Raw genomic sequence first — 18,712 nt, forward strand, 5'->3', positions numbered from 1 at the left:
CACGCTCTCTCGTTCGAGCCAATAAAAATAGCGCCCTTTTCAAGGACGCTTTTTCACTCTCTTTGCTATTGCGTTGATTCGGATTCCATTGATTTCCCACTTTGACTGCCGTCAGCATTTTCCCTGTAGGCAGGTGATGCAAAGTCAGTTATTTGGGTCACCGCGGAAAACACAACATGAACAGCCTCTGCGAGACGCTCACGGTCGATCTTTTCTACTGTGTCCTCTGGTTGATCCCGCCATGTATCTGCGGGTGCTCTCGTGAGAAGGGCTGCCGGTATGCCTGCATCTGTGAGAGCCAGATGATCACCTGTTTTCTCCCCCCGATCATTCCAAACCGTAGAGAATACGGCACCGCTGCTCTCTGACAGGGAGACAGGCAAATTTTTCGTTCCTTGCTCATCGGTTACCGTGAGATTTCCCGCCTCCCTGCTCCCGACAGCATCCAGACAAAAAGCGGCGATGGTTTTCCGTCTATCGGCATCCGAGAGGGATTCTACATATGCAGCTGGTCCTCTCTCCCCTGTCGAGGTCGAGCCAAAGCTCACCAGGCGCACCTCCGTATCGATCGGTCGCTCCGCTAGCATCCTCGCTACCTCCAGTAAGGCTGCAACACCGGAAGCCCCGTTGTTGGCACCTGGCGATTTCGCTGCACTGTCATGATGAGCTGTCACAAGCACGGTCTGTCCTGTTCCTGCCTGGCTCGGCTTTCGAGATGCCACGAGATTGTACGAGGTTTGCCTGGTCGTTAATCCACCGTCTACCTTTACGGTTCCTTTGAGCGTTCCCTTTATTAGCGCCTCCTGCAATCTGCCCCCCTGCTCTTTTGATAGGGAAACCACGGGAACAGACATATCAAGCGGTTCTCCAAGAGTTGCCTTCCGATTGTCATCTCGATCGTTCCAGATGATGACTGCCACAGCACCGGCAGCAGCTGCCTGTCGCACTTTTTCCCCGAATGTCGTCTGCCCTCTTTTTACCAACGCAATTTTTCCTCTTGCTTTCCCATCCTGAAAGTCAGCAGCCGTTCCAAAGCCGCTGTCTACCAGCTCTCCTGTTCCTGTCCCGTTCGGACCGTATGTAAAGCTGCGCACATCCCACGCAGAGCCCTTCCATCCCTCCACAGAGAGGGTTAGACTGGATGGCTGGCGATAGGTGTAGTAGTAAAAAGGCTGCAAGTCGGTTTCATAGCCGTATGCACGAAGCTGATTCTCTACATAAACAGCTGCTGCAAACTCGGACTCCGTAGCAGGTGGCCGCGGTGTACGCGACAATTTTTCCACATGCTCGTATAGCGTATCTGCATCGATCCATTCAGGTACCGATTGGGCATTTGCCTCTGTGAAGAAGGGCAACGGCAGCAGTAGCAGCCCACTGGCTAGCAAGGCAGTCAGCGAGTAATTTCGTAACGGTCGCACGGCAGTTCCCTCCTTACGTCCTCTTTGCCTTTTTATTATGAGCCGTTGCTGCAAACAGCGTCTAGTCAGAATAGTTAGTCAAATACCTTCATCCCACGCCAGCGGACGACAGCTTTAGTTTTCCTTCCCCCTATTCTTCCTTCCGACCGATGTCGAATCAGAAATACCGTCGATTCTTGCTTTTTCAGGAGGCGTTCCGACAGCATTATATTTCTTTATAGACACGGCTTTTTCTGACGAAATAATTGATAGCCTTTTCGCTACTTTCAAATTGACCCTCCTGTGTCGATTTGCTAAGGTTGAGTCATAAAAGCGCTGGAAGGGTTAGCAACCAATTGTTCGTAAGTAGGGCAATTGCAGATTGTTCTAGCAATTCATTCCTGTCATCATTATTCTTGAACTGACCGAAGGAGGACTCACCATGCTGTATGTAGGTGGAAAATGGGTAGAAGAAGGGGAAGTAGCCGTTCATCCAGAGGATCGAGGTTACAACTTTGGAGACGGGATTTACGAGGTAGTGCGGATCTACAAAGGCAAGATGTATCAATGGGATGCTCACCTCACCCGCTTGTTCAGAAGTGCACGGGAGATCAAAATGGAGCTGCCTTGGACTGCTGATGAGCTGAGCACGCTCGCCCAGCAGCTGCTGGAGAAAAACAACATCACGAAAGATGTGGATGCAACTCTCTATCTGCAAGTCTCTCGCGGCATTTCCCATCGCGTTCACGATATACCAGAAAAGACTGAGCCTATCCTCATGGCTTTTGCCCGTCCGAAAGCACGCCCTCTGGCAGATATGAAAAAGGGAATGACTGCGCAATTGATCGAGGATATCCGCTGGCTTCGCTGCGATATCAAAACACTGAACCTCTTGGGTGCTGTTCTCGTGAAACAGTACGCAAAGGACGCGGGCGCTCAGGATTCGATCCTGCACCGGAACGGTATCGTGACCGAATGCAGCTCCGCGAATGTTTTTGCGGTTAAAAATGGCGCTCTCTACACTCATCAGGCAGATAACATGATCCTGCACGGTATCACGCGCCAAGTCGTCATCGACCTCGCAAAGGAAAATGGCATTCCTGTTCACGAGGAAGCCTTTACCACAGACTTCCTGAAGCAAGCTGACGAAGTGTTCTTGACCAGCACTACTGCTGAAATCATGCCGTTGGTGTCTGTAGACGGACAGCCCGTGGGAACCGGCGCAGTTGGCCCCCTTTCCCTGAAGCTGCAAGACCTGTTTGAGCAGCACATCAACGAGAGCGTACTAGTCTAAACAGCAAAAGCTCCCTTGGTCATCTCGATGGCCTCGGGAGCTTCTTTTGTTCTGGTGCGGGTAATGCTAGCGTCGCAAATTCCATTCATCAGTCGAATATCGCGTGCGGGCCAGCTCTTCTGCCAGCGCCAGCTCTTCTGCGGTCAGCTCCGTTGACACGAGCTCTACTTCCAAACCAGATGCAAAGCCCGGCCCAAATGCTGCGATCGCTTCCTGCAAGCCGATCGGACGCGGGCTCACTTCGTTGATCGTGACTGCTTTCTGGCGGAAGCTGTCCATCATTCTTTCCTTGACTCGCTCAGACGGGAAGTTCAACAGGGAGAACAACAGCTCTACGTCCATGTCCAACAGGATGGAGCCATGCTGGAGGATGACGCCTTTTTGTCTAGTCTGCGCACTGCCTGCTACTTTTTTCCCTTCTACCACGAGCTCATACCAGGAAGGAGAGTCAAAGCAAGCAGACGAGCCAGGAGAGCTGTACTTCTCTTTTTCTTCTTCACTGGCGAGCGACACCATCTCTGCCTTCAGTCCCAGATTTTGAAAACCGTGCAGCAGCCCAAGACTTATGATTTTGTAGGCTTCTGTCACGCTGGAAGGCATCTTGGGATGGTCCTCGGACACGATCACACTGTAGGTGAGCTCTTTATCGTGCAGAACCGCACGTCCCCCTGTCGCCCTGCGCACAAACCCCAAACCGCTCTCATGCAAAGCCTCCATGTTGATTTCCTTGACTGCCTTTTGAAAATAGCCAATCGACAGCGTGGCTGGCTTCCATGTGTAAAAACGGACAGTTGGCGGTACTTTGCCTTCACTGTGCAACTGCAAAATCGCTTCATCCACTGCCATATTCATCGCGGGAGACATCGCTTCCGTCACGATATAACGCCACTGTTCCATTCTATGTACCTCCCTCATCACTACGCATACATTGTAGCCTTCTGCCGGGGGAATCGGCAATACCTCTGTGGGCTTCCTTTTGTTGACGGATAATAAAGTGTTAGACTGGCTTAGTTTATCGAAGGCCGCCGGTTTATAATCGGCAGCCTCATTTTGTGTTTATTCCGCTATCAAACCCCGCTAGCGTAACAAAGTATGTCAAGCCGCCTATATCGATTCAATATAATGGCGCGTACCTACAGAGTACGCGCCAAGACAACTGTTCGAGTTACGAGGATCAGATCATGAACCCGCCGTTGTTAAAGGGTATGCGATTCTGCAAATCAAGGAAAATGATAATAAGGTTGCATTAATTAATTTATCTAACGAAAAAGATGACATCTAATTAAAAATTGCATTCTATTTTCTTTATTGTTATATTCCGTTTTTGTTTGTGTTTATTTATATGAAGCACAAGATAATGAAACAGCAAAACAATGTGGTTTCCCATAATGAGAAATGGATGTTTCTTCAATGTCTATGCTGATAAAATTTTTCTGCAGGGAAACTCTATAAACAAAGTAAACTTTTATCGGTTGGAGGCCGTTAAAATGAAGGTTTTATCAATGATTCAGCCTTGGGCAAGTCTTTTTGTCCTTCGTGAGGCCAAATATGAAACAAGGACATGGAGAACGAATTATCGAGGGCCATTGGCGATTCACACAAGTAAAAAAATAGATAAGGCTGTCTGCAACCATGTAGCAATCCAGGCGTTGCTTGGAAAGCATGGGTACACAAAAGAGAACCTTCCAACTGGCATGATCATTGCGGTATGCAGGCTGGAAAATTGTTTGATGGTGACTGAAAACAACCAGACGAGTTCAATCCTGGAGGATGGAAGAATTGTATCAGGTAATGACTATTTTTTAGGTGACTTTCAAGTGGGAGGTTTTGCTTGGGAAGTTCAGGACATGCAGATACTGGATGAGTTTATTCCAGCGAAAGGAAAACTAGGGCTATGGGAATATAATTTATAACAATTTTTAGATAAAACTTATCTGCAGAATAAATTACACTGACTTAATTATTTGGGTGCTATTCAGTTTTTAGATCTTTTTTCACCACAACACGTATAGAACGGTTACATATGTTCGTTGAAATTAAATTCTTTATTTTTCAGTCTAATGGTTTATTTTCTTTTAACACCTTTACCCTGCTGTTTGCTCAAGCAAAGCGATGACCTTCACCAAAGAATCGGTGTGAGGGTCTTCCTTCATCCGGTTCATTAGCTGGAACCGATTTTCCTCCAGCTTTTTCAGTGCTGCAAGAAACGTGGATTCTGTCAGCTCCTCCTCCAGCAGAACCTCGCAAAAGCCTCTTTTTTCAAACGACCGCGCATTTACTATCTGATCCCCGCGGCTGGCAGCTTTGGGCAAAGGAATGAGGAGCATCGGCTTTCGCAATGCCAAGTATTCAAAAATAGCATTGGAGCCAGCCCGGGATACGACCATGTCGGCCATAGCCAAGAGATCAGGAAGCTCCTCTTTGACATATTCGTATTGGCGATAGCCTGCCCTTTTAATGGAATCATCACATTGACCTTTGCCGCAGATATGAACAACCTGATAGCTCTCCAGGAGAGCAGACAGCTGAGAGCGAATGACTTCATTGATGCGTCGTGCGCCCAAGCTACCTCCCATCACAAGCAGAATCGGCATTTTGGGAGTAAAACCGCAGTAGGAGATACCATGCTCCCGAGAGCCCTTCAAGAGCTCATCGCGGATCACAGCTCCTACATGCACTCCTTTTGCTTGGGGCAGATGCTGGACCGTTTCTGGAAAGGTCACACAAACCTTGCTCGCGAACGGCACGGACAATCGGTTGGCGAGCCCTGGGGTCAGATCCGATTCGTGTATGACCACAGGCAATCGGTTCATCCACGCCCCTAGTACCACCGGCACCGAAACGAAGCCCCCCTTTGAAAAGATCACGTCCGGCTTCCACCTTCGCAAAAAGAGAAAGGCCTCCCCGATTCCTTTGGCGACACGCATCGGATCCGTGACATTTTTCCAGTCAAAATAACGCCGCAGCTTCCCGGTGGAAATCCCGACGTACTGAACTCCTGCCAGCCCGGCTACCAGTTCCTTCTCTATTCCGCTTGTGGAGCCAATATAGGCAACCTCCCAGCCAGATTCGAGAAAATGGGGAATCAACGCAAGATTGACGGTCACATGTCCTGCAGAACCACCGCCGGTAAAGACAATTCGCTTTTTCATCCCGACACCCCCATACCCCACATCATAACATCGCCAAATGGAAAGAAAAACCGCCCAAATGATCAGGCGGTTGTTCGCTCCTCTTGGCTATTAAGCTTGCGGCTGGTAGCGCAGGATCGGTTTGCGGGCAGCTGTTGCTTCGTCCAGTCGTTTTACCACAGTGGTGTGTGGCGCTTCCTGTACGAGTTCCGGAGTTTCTTCGCACTCACGGGCAATCTGCAGCATAGCGTCAATGAACTCATCCAGTGTTTCTTTGGTTTCGGTCTCGGTTGGCTCGATCATCAGGCACTCGTCGACGATCAACGGGAAGTAGATTGTTGGTGGATGGTAGCCAAAGTCCAAGAGACGTTTTGCAATATCGAGTGTACGAACACCCAGTTTCTTTTGAATCACGCCAGACAAGACGAATTCGTGCTTGCAAACCTGATCAAACGGCAGATGGTAAGCCGTAGCCAGGCGGCGCATCATGTAGTTCGCGTTCAGCACTGCGTTTTGGGATACCTGCAGCAAGCCTTCTGGACCCATCGTACGAATGTAGCTGTACGCGCGAACCAGAATACCGAAGTTTCCGTTGTAGCCTTTTACGCGGCCGATAGATTGTGGACGGTTGCTGTCCCAGTAGAATGTGCCATCTTCTTTTTTCTCCACGATTGGAGTTGGCAGGAATGGCTCGAGTACTTTTTTGACCCCGACAGGACCTGCACCCGGTCCGCCACCGCCGTGAGGACCCGTAAAGGTTTTGTGCAAGTTGAGATGCACCACGTCAAAGCCCATATCCCCTGGTCTGGCAATACCCAAGATCGCATTTGCATTGGCTCCGTCATAATACAGGAGTCCACCTGCTTCGTGCACGATTTGTGCCATTTCCACGATATCTTCTTCAAACAGACCAAGCGTGTTTGGATTGGTCAGCATCAGGGCAGCGGTATCCGACCCAACTGCATCACGCAGCGCTTGAATGTCTACCAAGCCGCGCTCATTCGACGGGATCGTTACTGTATCGAGACCCGCAACAGCTGCAGAAGCTGGGTTGGTACCGTGCGCAGAGTTCGGTACGATGACTTTTGTACGATGTCCTTCCCCACGGCTCTCGTGGTAAGCACGAATCATCATCAAACCTGTCCATTCCCCTGCGGCACCAGCTGCTGGCTGCAGAGTCACTTTATCCATGCCCGTGATTTCAGCCAGCTCTTCCTGGAGGTTGTAGAGCAGCTCCAGTGCGCCCTGTACCGTCTCTTCCGGTTGGTAAGGATGCGTCTGAGCAAAGCCAGGATAACGGGCAATATCTTCATTGATTTTCGGATTGTATTTCATGGTGCAGGAGCCGAGCGGATAGAAGCCGTTGTCTACCCCGTGGTTGCGACGGGACAGCTCGGTGTAGTGACGAACGAGCTGCAGCTCGGATACTTCCGGCAGCTCCGCAGGTGTTTCCCGGATGAGATGCTTCGGCAGCAGGCTGGCTACCTCTACCTCAGGCACATCCAATTCAGGCAGATTGTAACCCACACGGCCTGGTTTGCTCATTTCAAAAATCAGTGCTTTCTCCTGGTTTTTATGCACGGGTGATCGCCTCCAGTTCCTGCGCCAGTTGGTCAATTTCTTCTTTCGTTCTCAGTTCTGTTACCGCCAGGAGCATATGGTCCGCAAACTCTGGATAATCCAGTCCCAGATCGTAGCCACCGATGATGCCTGCAGCAAGCAGGTTTTTGTTTACTTCTGCTACTGGTTTGGACAGCTTCACGGCAAATTCGTTGAAGAACGGCGAAGCGAAAACAACTTCCAGCCCTTTTGCTTGCAGGGCTTGTTTGGCATAGTGCGCTTTTTGCAGGTTCATCATCGCCATTTCCTGAACACCCTGCTTGCCGAGTGCCGTCATGGTGATGGAAGCTGCCAAAGCGAGCAGCGCCTGGTTGGAGCAAATATTCGAAGTCGCTTTTTCACGACGGATGTGCTGTTCACGAGCTTGCAGCGTTAGTACGAAGCCGCGCTTGCCATTTTCATCTTTCGTTTGACCGACGATACGACCTGGCATTTTACGCATCAGCTTGGTAGTGGTTGCAAAATAACCGCAGTGTGGTCCGCCAAAAGAAGCCGGAATCCCGAATGGCTGCATGTCGCCTACAACGATGTCTGCGCCCAGCTTTCCTGGAGCCTCCAGCACGCCCAAAGCAAGTGGGTTGGAGGAAGTGATCAGGAGTGCGCCGTTTCCATGTGCGATGGATTCGATCGCAGACAGATCCTCTACGTTGCCGAAGAAGTTCGGGTATTGGACAATCACAGCTGCTGTGCTGTCGTTGATCAGAGCTTCCAGCGCTTGTGGATCCGTCACGCCGTCACTGTTGATGCCAACTTCAACCAACTCAACGTTTTGGCCGTACGCGTACGTTTTCAGAACGCCGCGTGCTTCTGGATGTACGGCGCGAGAGACGATTACGCGCTTTTTGCCAGTATGTCCAGCAGCCATCATGGCAGCTTCTGCCAAAGAAGTGGCGCCATCATACATGGAGGAGTTCGCTACTTCCATGCCTGTCAGCTCGCAAACCATGGTTTGGAATTCAAAAATCGCTTGCAGCTCGCCTTGGCTGATTTCCGGCTGGTACGGTGTATACGCGGTGAAAAATTCCCCGCGAAGCAGCATGTGGTTGACTGTGCTTGGCGTATAGTGCTGATAAACTCCGGCACCCAGGAAGTTTACGTGTGTGCTGAAGTTGACGTTTTTATTGGACAGGCCGGTAAAGTACTTGACCAGCTCTGGCTCAGAGAGTGCTTCCGGGATTTGGAGCGCACCTTTGAAGCGCACTTCCTCTGGGATGTCAGAAAACAGTTCTTCTATGCTGGAAATGCCGAGTGTTTCCAGCATTTCGCGCTTGTCCTGATCAGTTTGTGGCAGGTAGCGGTATTTCACGAACGTAGTCCTCCTTTAGTATGGGAAATGGGCATTGCCATTAGTTTTTCGGACGTTTATAGAAAGGAGCGGCAACCACTTGCGCTTTCAGTCGTTTTCCGCGAATTTCCACTTCGAGTGTCGTTCCCAGAGCAGCATGCTCTGTTTTGATCAGCGCCAGACCCACATTCTTTTTCAAAGTCGGCGATTGTGTTCCTGTCGTTACTTCTCCGATCAGCTCTTCCCCAGCATAAACCGGATAGTGCGTACGCGGGATACCGCGGTCGATCATTTCGATGCCGACCAGCTTGCGCGGAGCACCGTTTTCTTTTTGCGCTTTTAATACTTCTTGGCCGATAAACGGCACTTCTTTGTCGACCTTCACCGCGAAGCCGATACCCGCTTCGATCGGAGTAATCGTTTGGCTCAGCTCTTGTCCGTAGAGAGGGAGCTTTGCCTCGAAGCGCAAAGTATCACGAGCGCCGAGACCGCATGGAACCAGGCCTTCTTCAGCACCTGCAGCCAAGAGGGTGTCCCAGAGCTTTGCTGCTTGGTCTGCAGCCAGATAAATTTCAAAGCCGTCTTCACCCGTATACCCGGTACGGGAAACCAGTGCAGGAACTCCATCGACCAATACGTCGGATTGAAAGCGGAACACGCCGATTTGAGACAAATCTGTCGTCGTCAGCTTTTGCAAAATCTCTTCTGCCGATGGACCTTGGATCGCAAGCTGAGCGGTTTGAGGAGAGATATTTTCAATCGTAACTCCTTCGATCAGATGCTCTTGCAGCCAAGCGTAGTCTTTGTCAATATTGCCAGCATTAATGACCAGCAGGTAGTGATCATCTGCGTATTTATACACCAGAAGGTCGTCGACGGTGCCTCCATCCGGGTAGCAAAGCACGCTGTACTGTGCCTGACCAACCGCCAGTTTCGACACGTCGTTGGTTGTGACGCGCTGGAGATAGGCGAGTGCGTTCTCTCCTTTTACATCCACTTCTCCCATGTGGGAAACATCGAACAGACCAGCCTTTGTCCGGACTGCTTCGTGCTCTTGACCGATGCTGGAAAACTGAACAGGCAATTCCCAGCCGCCGAAGTCAATAGTTTTCCCACCGTACTTTGCATAAGAATCAAACAGCGGTGTTCTTTTTAATGTGGACATATCGGCACCTCCTGATAGCCAACTGAGTTGGCGTTTTTCCCCGCGAATAACATCCAAGCTGGAAAAACGAATGACGTTTTTCCGCATAAGAAAACCTCTGTCGAGGCCATCTCATGGAGGAGCGACCGCGTTTTAGCGGAAAGTTTCCATGCGCTCCAGAATTCATAAGCATTACGCTTATAAATTCCTACACGTAAAAAAAGAGGAGGAAAAATGGGTACACCAAGTAATGGTGCCCATTTCTCCTCCTCTGTCCTTGGTACCTGAGAGTTACCTTGCATATCAAGCGAGGCGGGGAACACCTCGCTTGCAAGTTTCCCCTTTGGTGGCTCCGAATTGAGCTCTCTCCAGAGTTGCGTCCAGTAGAGGTACTTTTGCCTGAGAGATTCACCGTTACCGGCTTGCTCCTTCGGCGCTGCCTCGATCGGCAGTCTCTCCCTGCTACTATCATTCGCGTTGGATTTGTGGTCATACATAAGTTTTTCATATGATTCCATACTAACAAGTGAACTTCCTCTATATCCTACCATGAGAGTACGCACTTGAAAATATGCAAATTCACAGTCATCTTAAGAAATACTTAACAAAATGATCTATCAAAATAAAAACGTTAAGATTTTTTCCTCTCGTTATGTAAGATATGGCACAGACATGCAAAGGAGCTATACGTATGCCGAATATTCCTCTTACCTTCGACACCAGCTGGCTCGATCCGCTTGCGGAGCGCATGCAGGAGGACGGACCTTGGGACAAGTGGGAGCTGTTTAAACTGGCTCTGGAGGCCGAAGAAGCCATGGCCGTGCGCGAGTTTGACCAGCTGCAGTCCTTAAAGTATCTGCCTCTTTTGTCTCCTTTTCCTCATCAGCTCCAAACGGCGGAGAAAGTCCTGCTAGAAATGCGCGGACGTGCCATTTTGGCGGATGAAGTAGGATTAGGCAAAACGATAGAGGCCGGACTCATTATGAAGGAATACATGGTCCGCGGTCTGGCGAAAAAGATCCTGGTGCTGGTCCCCGCCTCCCTCGTGATTCAGTGGACGAAGGAGCTGTATCAAAAATTCGGGATCGCCGCTGTCGCCCAAAAAAAGGAGTACATGTGGCGGCAGCATGATGTCGTCGTGGCTTCCATCGATACGGCGAAACGAGACCCACATCGTCGCCACGTCCTCGATATCGACTATGACATGCTGATCATTGACGAAGCACACAAGCTCAAAAACAAGCGCACGCGCAACTACCAGTTCGTCAAGGAAATCCGCAAGAAATACTGCCTGCTTTTGACCGCAACGCCGATTCAAAATGAGATGGACGAGCTGTACAACCTGATCAATCTGCTCAAACCTGGTCATTTGGGACATAACGCGACGTTCTCTTCCAATTACGTCGAAGGCAAACGCCAATCCAAAAACAGTGAGAAGCTGCGGGAAGAAATCGAAAAGGTCATGATCCGCAACAAGCGAAGCGATGGCGGGATTCAATTCACCAGCCGCCGCGTACAATCTGTGCCCATTCAGCTGTCTGCCGAAGAAATGGCCCTCTATGATGGCGTAACCCGCTTCGTTCGAGAGCAGTACCATACCGGCATCACAGGCGGAGCAGGCGGTTTTAACTCGCTGTCGCTGATCACCTTGCAGCGCGAGGTTTGTTCCAGCAAGGAAGCGGCCTTCATGACCTTATACAATATGCATCAGCGCACCGCTGAGAACTCTGTGATGCGCGAGCAAATCATGGAGCTCGTCGAGATGATCAAGCAGATCGACACGCATTCCAAAGCCGCCAAAACCGTCGAGCTGATTCAAGACATCAACGACAAGGTAATTATCTTTACGGAGTACCGTGCCACCCAAAACTATCTGCAAAAGTATTTGCATGACCATGGCATCACCTCTGTCCCCTTTCGCGGCGGCTTCAAACGCAGCAAAAAGGACTGGATGACCGACCTGTTTCAGAACCGCGCCCAAGTCCTGATCGCTACGGAAGCAGGTGGGGAAGGCATTAACTTGCAATTTTGCAACCAGGTCATCAACTACGATATGCCCTGGAACCCCATGCGCGTCGAGCAGCGGATCGGACGCGTCCATCGACTCGGTCAGAAACGGGATGTCCATATCCACAATCTGTCTACCGTGGGTACAATTGAAGAGCATATCCTAAATCTGCTCTATGAAAAAATCGATTTGTTCGAGATGGTAATCGGAGAGCTGGATGACATCGTGGAGCGTCTCAGTCTCAACCATTCGCTCGAAGAAAATCTCATCCAGATCATCATGGATTCCCGCTCGTCCAGAGAAATGGCTCTCAAGCTGGACAATATGGGACATGCCATTCGTGCCATCCGGCAGACGCAGGCTCGGACTTCATCACCTCTATCCGAAGCCGCAGACCAATAAACACGAAAAGAGGTTCTCCTATGCAGCAAGAGCAGGTTCGACAATTTGTGGAGCGCTATCTCGCCTCCTTTTCTGCCCATATCGTCGAATCCCATCCCGATTACTTGACCGTCAAGCTCCCCGTCGAGGTAGACAAAGATATCGGCAACCGCCCGTTTTATTGGAGCTGGGTAGAAAAGATGAATATCGCTTACCAGCCATTAGTGATGACGTTTGCCTTTCACCCTGACCGCATTCCTGAGGGGAAGCGGGCAGAATACCTCCATCTCGGAGCCGCACGCATGCAGCAGATCTTTGCTTCTACCCAAAAGCATGGCCGTTTTCTTTGCATGTATGAACAAAAAGGCGGGCTGCTGGGAGGAACGCGCCGCTCGACGCCGCTCGTGCCTTGGCTGGGGCTAAATTTAAAAGTCTCTCTCCTCTGTGACAAGAAGCGAGACATCCTGCTCTACCTGGGGATCAATCTTCACAACCCGCAGGTGGTCCATGATTTCACGTCGTTTTTATTCAGCCTGCCGCTTACTCCGACAATCCCGGACTACTTTTACACCTTGGACCGTCGGATCACTGTTCCTCAGGCACTCAGCATGGCAGAAAAGACGGTAGCAGATGTATTGGAGTTAGAGGATCAAACCTGGGCAATGGAAGCCAAAGCTCGTCTGCAGGAAGAGCTAGAGATCCTCTCAGCCTACTACGAAGAGCTTGCCCGGCGCGAACCCGAATCTGCGGAGAAAGAAGAAGACGAGCAAGAAGTGGAGGAAAATGTCGAGATAATCCCGGAGGTGGAAGCTCCTGCCGCTCCTACTCCCCCTCCTGTCGAACAAGTGCAGACGTTTGACGAATATCGGGCGTCGGGAGGAAGAATCCTCGACTTTTTACGTGCGAACGGCATTCATGAAACCCCTAAAGAAGAAGTCAATCAGAAGGAATGGCGAAAAAGTACACCAGATGAGGAACGGCAGCGTCGCATGGATGAGCTGACCTGGCAGTACGAGCCGCGAATCGAGGTGCAGTTTATCAACGGAGGCCTGTTTTACCTGTCGACTACCCCTCCGTCCAACTCGACGCCAAAAGGGAGAAACACATCCAAATCCCCCGTATCCGGACGAATTCTGTAAAAGAAGTGCGAGAAAAGAAGACAAGGAGAAGACAAGTTGCAACAAATCTTTTTGGCATACCTGGTTACAATAGGAACGTAGAAAGCCTTTGCAAAAGGTGGTGCATGCAAGTGACCAGACGCTTGGTTCCGTTCTTTATCACGCTGTTTTCCCTGCTCGTGTATCTCACTCCTGCCCATGCAGAAGGGGAAAGCGGCTGGGATAAACAATTTCAGACGAAAATTCACTCGTGGATGGACACAATCGCAACCCGCGATGCCCAATTCAAGCAATGGCAAAATGCAAAAACTGACGTTCAAACCTTGGGAGCAGGTCAACATCAATGGCTTGTCAGCATTAGCCAAAACGGTAAGCAGGTCGGCTATCTCGTCGTCGGCGAGCTGCCCTCCCCGAAGGGTGCTGAAAAATTCGTTCTGCTGGAATATGGGGTAGGCGAGTACATTTTGTTCGATGACGCTTTTGCTCCGCGCGAAATCGCTGCTGAGCCCGTCTATGACGGATTCGCTTCCCACTGGCTGCTGACTCAAAATCCCGCCGCACAAATGGTGAATGCGAAAACGGGTGAATCCTACCCGACAGACTTCACCGCAAATGAAGCAGTAATGAGGTCCTTACCCGTAGATGAGCTTGCAGCCGAGGGTCAGAGTCTTACACAAGCAAGGGTGCTGCGCTCCGAAGAGGCAAGCCCCTTCGATCAGATCAGCTGGGTGTATGATTTGAATTCCGCTTCAGATGTGAGCTTGGCGCAGCTCTGGCAGCAGCAATCAGAGGCAGGGCCAGTCACGTTGACCGTACCGATGTACCAGTCTCGTGTTCTTGCTCCTTTCGTTGTCGGCTCTCTCCATCTGTGGAACAATCAAAATGCCTATGTCGGGGTCTGGGATGAAGGATTGCGTTTCGTCCCTTACTCGTACGCTCATAAAGTCGGCACGTTTCATGTCAAGACTGCTCAAGTGATGCCGGTACAGTAAACAAAAAGGATAGAGCACTGAATTCACTCAGCTGCTCTATCCTTTTTCTTGTGGTTCCTCCCCTCGTTAATGGGCGGGGTGTGTCTCGAGAAAATGCTTTCCGTATTCCCCATGGTTATGGAAGGAAGCGTGCTCCGCCTGAATCGTTGCATGAGCAATCCCGTACTTTTCCTTCAGCATTTCGTTAATCGCCAAAATGACGCAAAACGTCTGAATGTTGTCGTGAATAAACACATGGGCAGTAAGCGAGTAGTGGTCAGTGGAAATGGCCCATAAATGCAATTCATGCACATCCTCCACGCCTTCAATCTTGGAGATTTCAGAACGGATTTCATCGAGGTCGAACTTTTCCGGCACCGATTCCATCAGGATCAAGAAGGATTCTCGAATTATTTTGGCTCCGCCGACGAATATGATCACGGCAATCACCATACTGATCAACGGGTCAAAGAAGTACATGCCTGTAAAATAAATGAGCACAGACGAGATGATGACTCCAATCGAACTGAGCAGATCACCGATAAAATGCCACAACGCGCTTTGCACATTCAAGTTTTCTTCCTCTTTCATGCTGCGTGACAAAACGAGTGTCAACACCAGATTCACGATAAGACCGATGGTGGAGATGATCAGCATCAGCTTGAAATCAATGTTTTGAGGTTGAATAAAGCGATGAATGCCCTCTACCAAAATCCCAATCGCAATGATGGCCAGCGCCAAGCCATTCAGGAAGGAGGCGATGATCTCAAAGCGCAGATAGCCAAAAGTACGTTTGGCATCGGGCTCGCGCGTAGCCAGATAGATCGCCAGCATACTGAGGCCCAGCGCCAGCACATCGGAAATCATATGCGCGGAGTCAGACAGCAGCGCGAGTGAATTGGAGGCGATTCCCCCAACAATCTCTACGATCGTAAAAAACAGTGTCAAAAAGAGAGTGATCCACAATGTTTTCTTTGATTTGGATTGTTCCTTCACATGAGGAAGATGATGATAATCGTACATAATTGCGCACCTGCTTTCTATGATTCATGTCTTACAGAGAATGATTCTTATTTAGAATAATTTTAATCAAATACTTATTTTTATTGTATGCGCCTTTTTCTTATTTTACAAATGAAGATTTTATGGATCTTTATATTGAAAATCATTATCTGTCAAGTGGTTTTGAGAATCTTTATCGACAAAATCGTTAACTGAATAGACAGAAAATGGTCATAGACAAAAAATAAAACAAGCTCCCTTGCCGTATCCACGGTGGAGAGCTTGTCTTTTGTCGCGGCTTTTTCCCTGCTTTAGCGATGCTCTGTCGGGGACAATCGCTCATGAACGGCATGAAACACTTCGCTGGCAGTCATACCTTCCGCATTGATGACAGGGGCGCCCGTAATGGTCTTGCTTTCATCACCTAGCACATTCACATCTTGTCCTGTAATGACGACAGCATCTACAACCTGCTGCCAGTTACCCAAATCGACGACATCATACCCGTTATCCCGCAGCAACTTGCTGATTTGGGATAGAGATTGTTCTACTGCGACTCTCGCCATATGCATCCTCCGTCCACGTTTCCAGGTATGGGGTTATTTACGCCATAACAGCTTTATCGACATGGGGATCGCCCCAAACCAGCGGGACGACCAGGATTCCCGCGGCATCTTCCGCTGACGCCGTTCATCTTTCGGGGTTTCCATGTACTGGACAAACAATCTGGTCAGAAATTTTAAATACTCCTGAAAAGACATGGTACGTGCCTCCTTTGTCGTGCGGATTCACGCCGTCTTCCCTGCGGCGGAGCGCTTCATTCCTAGTCTTCCCCGCCTGTTTCGTTTTCAACCAAAAGCCCCTTTATTTCCTCTACGATCGCGGTCAGGCTTTTCCCCGTCGTGTCTATCTGGATCGGTGCGAAGTCATAAGCGCCAGCACGCTCTGCAAGCAGCGTACGCACGCGCTGTGCCACTCCTCCTGCCAGCAACGGACGGCCTGTATCGTTTTCCAACCGCTTGATCAGCTCTTCCTCGGATGCGGACAGAGCCACGACCAAGCCCTTTTGGACCATGACCTCGACGTTTTGCGGACGAAGAACGACTCCTCCCCCGGTGGTCAGGATGCAAGGACCATGCTCCAGCAAATCGGCCAAATACTTGCTTTCAGCATCCCGGAAGTACGGTTCCCCCTGTTCAGCGAACAAAGCAGGGATGCTTTTGCCTTCTCTTCTCACGATCTCTTCGTCCAGGTCGATTTGAGTCATTCCTAGCGCCTCTGACAACGCCGCTCCTACGGTTGTCTTGCCCGTTCCCATAAATCCAACCAGCACCACGTTTTTCATGGTTTATTCTCCCGCCTTTCCGGATGCCTTGCGCGTCACAATTTTTACCGTTCTTTCCTGCGCGTCATACACGCTTTCAAAATCCATCGCCAATCGGAAGAACGCCATAGGAACCATCGTACGCTCTTTGATCGAACGGATGGGCTTACCCAGATCTACCCGCTTACCTGCTACCCATGCAAAAGAGTCGCCTTCTTTGAGGTAGACTACACGCCCATTTCCGGATACCTCAATCATCTGCTTCTCTTTGGACCATTCCACCGAAAGCCCCATACGTTCCCCCACTTCCCGCAAAGGAATGTAGGCCGTTTGATTCGTCACTCTTGCGGGGATGGACGGATAAAAGCTCATTCCGTTAATAAAGGTAGTCACATATGGCTCGAATTGTACCGGCCCAAACGCTGTTGTATTGAGAGCCTGCGTATATTTACGGAAATATACCGCTTCGCCTCGCAAGGCTTGTCCTAATGCCTGGTCGAGATGCTCAGCACCAATGACACTGCCATGATAATTTTGCTGCACCTTATGCAAAAATTGTTTATAAGCTTCGTCGCCGATCTGACGTCTCAAGTGGTCAAAGAGCAGTGCTCCCCGCGAGTACCACGTCCAGTGAAATTCTTCTTCTGTAGCAAACTTCTGCAGCGGCTTGTCCAGCTTTCCACCCGGATAGCGCTGCCCCAAACGCTGAGAGTCACTCGCATACTCGTCCAGCAGGGAGGTAGCCGCTTGGTTCCCGTAGCGGTTTTGCAAATAATGCGTCACGCTGACCTCTACCAGGCCCTCGTCAAGCCAGCCGTGTGTTGCTTCCAGCGTAGCCACGCTGTTGTACCACCACAGATGGGCGATCTCATGCGGCAGCCAATGATCGATTAGATTTCGCTGGTACATATCTCGCTTGAAAATGGCCATATTGGCATACTCCATCGCGTATGTAGTCCCCGTGCTCGTCTCGGCAATGGCTACATGTGGATACGGCAGATTTCCGTACCAATCCGCGTAGGTAGGGAATACCGACTGGGCAATCGTTTTGATCCTCTCGATGTTGCCCTTGTCCACTGAGGCGATATCCACGGAGAGGTTTTGACCGAGCGTGATCGTTTCCACGTGATAAAGAGGACTTCCCACCAACGCAAAATTCAGCAGCTTTTTCCCCTGATAGCGTACCTGCTGCCTGCTTCCATCCAGCGGAGTGCTGACACCCCGCCCCCAGGAGCTCACCCAGTTGTAGCCTTGAGGCGAGACGAAGGTCACGTCGTAATCCGCGTAATGATAAATGAACGGATCACCATAATCGATGCGCAGGGGAGGATCGTACCATTTTCCTTGCTGGTTTTGCGCGCCCAGCATCGGGTACCATGTCGTCAATGTCCAGATGTCATCTTTGACCCCAAAACGGGTCCCTCTACGCGGTACCGGGTTTTCAAACTCAATCGCAAGCGCCCCACGCAGCTCTGCTCCAAACGGGTTCGAAAGCTTGATGGCTGTTGTCTCCCGGTCGAAAGCAAGCGGCTTATCCTTATATCGGATCGATTTCACACTCATTCGGTTCCATAGATAGTCATAAACGAACAAGCGGATATCCTTGGTTTTCGGATTATCGAACTCCACAGTCATTTTACCGGCTATTTTTGCGTCTGACGTATGCAGTTCAGCCTGTATGTGGTATTTCGGATGTAGGTCTTTTACATAGGAAGGCAGCGGCGGATCATAGGAAAACGGATCTGCACCGATCTGTTCTTCTCCTGTTGATTTGCTCATCGCTTCTGCCAGCACCTGAGATATCGTAGGCCAGTAAAAAACGATTCCCGCTGAACCAAACAGGATTAAAATCGTGATGCAAACCAATAAACTCGTTTGTTGAATTTTTTTCATGTCAACCCTCAAATCGCTCGGCGGCAAGCATTCGTTTTTTTTATAATAGCAAATCCTTGTCAACCTGAGTAGAAATTCGGGAGATTCTGTAAAGAAAAGGTTTATTTTGTCGACCAAACACAGAAAAAGCCGCCTCCCCGCAAG

General features: G+C 50.1%; 17 protein-coding genes and 2 riboswitches. Of the genes, 5 read left to right on the forward strand and 12 right to left on the reverse strand.

Features of this window, described 5'->3' with window-relative positions; all coding sequences use genetic code 11:
• Window positions 1-65: 65 nt before the first annotated feature.
• Window positions 66-1,418 carry a M28 family peptidase gene (locus EDM55_RS12690; RefSeq protein ID WP_122960493.1) on the reverse strand — a complete coding sequence of 451 codons (1,353 nt, stop codon included), beginning with the start codon at window positions 1,416-1,418 and terminating at the stop codon, window positions 66-68.
• A gap of 114 nt (window positions 1,419-1,532) precedes the next feature.
• Entirely contained in the window at window positions 1,533-1,688 is a 156-nt protein-coding gene (locus EDM55_RS30260; RefSeq protein WP_170184311.1) for a hypothetical protein, read from the reverse strand.
• 151 nt (window positions 1,689-1,839) lie between these two features.
• On the opposite strand from EDM55_RS30260, the gene dat reads away from it, so the two are divergent.
• Complete coding sequence (gene dat, locus EDM55_RS12695; RefSeq protein WP_122960494.1) at window positions 1,840-2,691, forward strand: D-amino-acid transaminase; 852 nt, start codon at window positions 1,840-1,842, stop codon at window positions 2,689-2,691.
• A 66-nt stretch (window positions 2,692-2,757) separates the two neighbouring features.
• Here the strand turns inward: dat and lipM are convergent, their stop codons facing one another.
• Entirely contained in the window at window positions 2,758-3,588 is an 831-nt protein-coding gene (gene lipM / locus EDM55_RS12700; RefSeq protein WP_092268104.1) for an octanoyltransferase LipM, read from the reverse strand.
• Between the two features lie 590 nt (window positions 3,589-4,178).
• On the opposite strand from lipM, the gene EDM55_RS12705 reads away from it, so the two are divergent.
• Window positions 4,179-4,604: an ASCH domain-containing protein gene (locus tag EDM55_RS12705; RefSeq protein WP_092268213.1), complete on the forward strand. Its 426-nt coding sequence runs from the start codon at window positions 4,179-4,181 to the stop codon at window positions 4,602-4,604.
• 171 nt (window positions 4,605-4,775) lie between these two features.
• Here EDM55_RS12705 and murG read toward each other — a convergent pair whose 3' ends face one another.
• From murG to gcvT, 4 genes are all read right to left on the reverse strand, one after another.
• A complete protein-coding gene (gene murG / locus EDM55_RS12710) occupies window positions 4,776-5,843 on the reverse strand; it encodes an undecaprenyldiphospho-muramoylpentapeptide beta-N-acetylglucosaminyltransferase (protein ID WP_092268103.1) in 1,068 nt (355 codons plus the stop codon).
• A 90-nt stretch (window positions 5,844-5,933) separates the two neighbouring features.
• Window positions 5,934-7,403 (reverse strand): aminomethyl-transferring glycine dehydrogenase subunit GcvPB, encoded by a 1,470-nt coding sequence (gene gcvPB / locus EDM55_RS12715; protein ID WP_092268102.1) that lies wholly within the window; start codon window positions 7,401-7,403, stop codon window positions 5,934-5,936.
• Entirely contained in the window at window positions 7,396-8,748 is a 1,353-nt protein-coding gene (gene gcvPA, locus EDM55_RS12720) for an aminomethyl-transferring glycine dehydrogenase subunit GcvPA (protein ID WP_092268101.1), read from the reverse strand. The genes gcvPB and gcvPA overlap by 8 nt, the downstream gene beginning before the upstream one ends.
• Before the next feature lie 40 nt (window positions 8,749-8,788).
• Window positions 8,789-9,892 carry a glycine cleavage system aminomethyltransferase GcvT gene (gene gcvT / locus EDM55_RS12725; RefSeq protein WP_092268100.1) on the reverse strand — a complete coding sequence of 368 codons (1,104 nt, stop codon included), beginning with the start codon at window positions 9,890-9,892 and terminating at the stop codon, window positions 8,789-8,791.
• A gap of 240 nt (window positions 9,893-10,132) precedes the next feature.
• A riboswitch (glycine riboswitch) is annotated at window positions 10,133-10,248 on the reverse strand.
• Window positions 10,249-10,343: riboswitch (glycine riboswitch) on the reverse strand.
• Window positions 10,344-10,562: 219 nt separating this feature from the next.
• On the opposite strand from gcvT, the gene EDM55_RS12730 reads away from it, so the two are divergent.
• From EDM55_RS12730 to EDM55_RS12740, 3 genes are all read left to right on the forward strand, one after another.
• Window positions 10,563-12,281, forward strand: coding sequence for a DEAD/DEAH box helicase (locus EDM55_RS12730; RefSeq protein WP_092268099.1), 1,719 nt, complete (start codon window positions 10,563-10,565; stop codon window positions 12,279-12,281).
• A gap of 20 nt (window positions 12,282-12,301) precedes the next feature.
• Window positions 12,302-13,399 (forward strand): YqhG family protein, encoded by a 1,098-nt coding sequence (locus EDM55_RS12735; RefSeq protein ID WP_122960495.1) that lies wholly within the window; start codon window positions 12,302-12,304, stop codon window positions 13,397-13,399.
• A gap of 110 nt (window positions 13,400-13,509) precedes the next feature.
• Window positions 13,510-14,370 (forward strand): hypothetical protein, encoded by an 861-nt coding sequence (locus EDM55_RS12740; RefSeq protein WP_122960496.1) that lies wholly within the window; start codon window positions 13,510-13,512, stop codon window positions 14,368-14,370.
• A gap of 66 nt (window positions 14,371-14,436) precedes the next feature.
• Here the strand turns inward: EDM55_RS12740 and EDM55_RS12745 are convergent, their stop codons facing one another.
• The 5 genes from EDM55_RS12745 to EDM55_RS12765 form a co-directional block, all read right to left on the reverse strand.
• Entirely contained in the window at window positions 14,437-15,372 is a 936-nt protein-coding gene (locus EDM55_RS12745) for a cation diffusion facilitator family transporter (protein ID WP_122960497.1), read from the reverse strand.
• Window positions 15,373-15,662: 290 nt separating this feature from the next.
• Window positions 15,663-15,917: a YkuS family protein gene (locus tag EDM55_RS12750; RefSeq protein WP_092268095.1), complete on the reverse strand. Its 255-nt coding sequence runs from the start codon at window positions 15,915-15,917 to the stop codon at window positions 15,663-15,665.
• Window positions 15,918-15,950: 33 nt separating this feature from the next.
• Window positions 15,951-16,112, reverse strand: a complete 162-nt coding sequence (locus EDM55_RS12755) for a YqzE family protein (RefSeq protein WP_092268094.1) — start codon at window positions 16,110-16,112, stop codon at window positions 15,951-15,953.
• Between the two features lie 62 nt (window positions 16,113-16,174).
• A complete protein-coding gene (locus EDM55_RS12760) occupies window positions 16,175-16,696 on the reverse strand; it encodes a shikimate kinase (protein ID WP_092268093.1) in 522 nt (173 codons plus the stop codon).
• A gap of 3 nt (window positions 16,697-16,699) precedes the next feature.
• Window positions 16,700-18,568 carry a stalk domain-containing protein gene (locus EDM55_RS12765; protein ID WP_092268092.1) on the reverse strand — a complete coding sequence of 623 codons (1,869 nt, stop codon included), beginning with the start codon at window positions 18,566-18,568 and terminating at the stop codon, window positions 16,700-16,702.
• Window positions 18,569-18,712: the final 144 nt, after the last annotated feature.

The organism is Brevibacillus centrosporus (assembly GCF_003710815.1).
GTDB classification, from domain to species: Bacteria; Bacillota; Bacilli; order Brevibacillales; family Brevibacillaceae; genus Brevibacillus; species Brevibacillus centrosporus.

What these genes read in the sequence shown, in the direction of transcription:
- EDM55_RS12735 (WP_122960495.1), top strand. Translation starts at nt 12,302, where the DNA reads ATGCAGCAAGAGCAGGTTCGACAATTTGTGGAGCGCTATCTCGCCTCC.
- EDM55_RS12760 (WP_092268093.1), bottom strand. Translation starts at nt 16,696, where the DNA reads ATGAAAAACGTGGTGCTGGTTGGATTTATGGGAACGGGCAAGACAACC.
- gcvT (WP_092268100.1), bottom strand. Translation starts at nt 9,892, where the DNA reads ATGTCCACATTAAAAAGAACACCGCTGTTTGATTCTTATGCAAAGTAC.
- dat (WP_122960494.1), top strand. Translation starts at nt 1,840, where the DNA reads ATGCTGTATGTAGGTGGAAAATGGGTAGAAGAAGGGGAAGTAGCCGTT.
- EDM55_RS12730 (WP_092268099.1), top strand. Translation starts at nt 10,563, where the DNA reads ATGCCGAATATTCCTCTTACCTTCGACACCAGCTGGCTCGATCCGCTT.
- EDM55_RS12755 (WP_092268094.1), bottom strand. Translation starts at nt 16,112, where the DNA reads ATGTCTTTTCAGGAGTATTTAAAATTTCTGACCAGATTGTTTGTCCAG.
- murG (WP_092268103.1), bottom strand. Translation starts at nt 5,843, where the DNA reads ATGAAAAAGCGAATTGTCTTTACCGGCGGTGGTTCTGCAGGACATGTG.
- EDM55_RS12745 (WP_122960497.1), bottom strand. Translation starts at nt 15,372, where the DNA reads ATGTACGATTATCATCATCTTCCTCATGTGAAGGAACAATCCAAATCA.
- EDM55_RS12705 (WP_092268213.1), top strand. Translation starts at nt 4,179, where the DNA reads ATGAAGGTTTTATCAATGATTCAGCCTTGGGCAAGTCTTTTTGTCCTT.
- EDM55_RS12750 (WP_092268095.1), bottom strand. Translation starts at nt 15,917, where the DNA reads ATGGCGAGAGTCGCAGTAGAACAATCTCTATCCCAAATCAGCAAGTTG.
- EDM55_RS12765 (WP_092268092.1), bottom strand. Translation starts at nt 18,568, where the DNA reads ATGAAAAAAATTCAACAAACGAGTTTATTGGTTTGCATCACGATTTTA.
- lipM (WP_092268104.1), bottom strand. Translation starts at nt 3,588, where the DNA reads ATGGAACAGTGGCGTTATATCGTGACGGAAGCGATGTCTCCCGCGATG.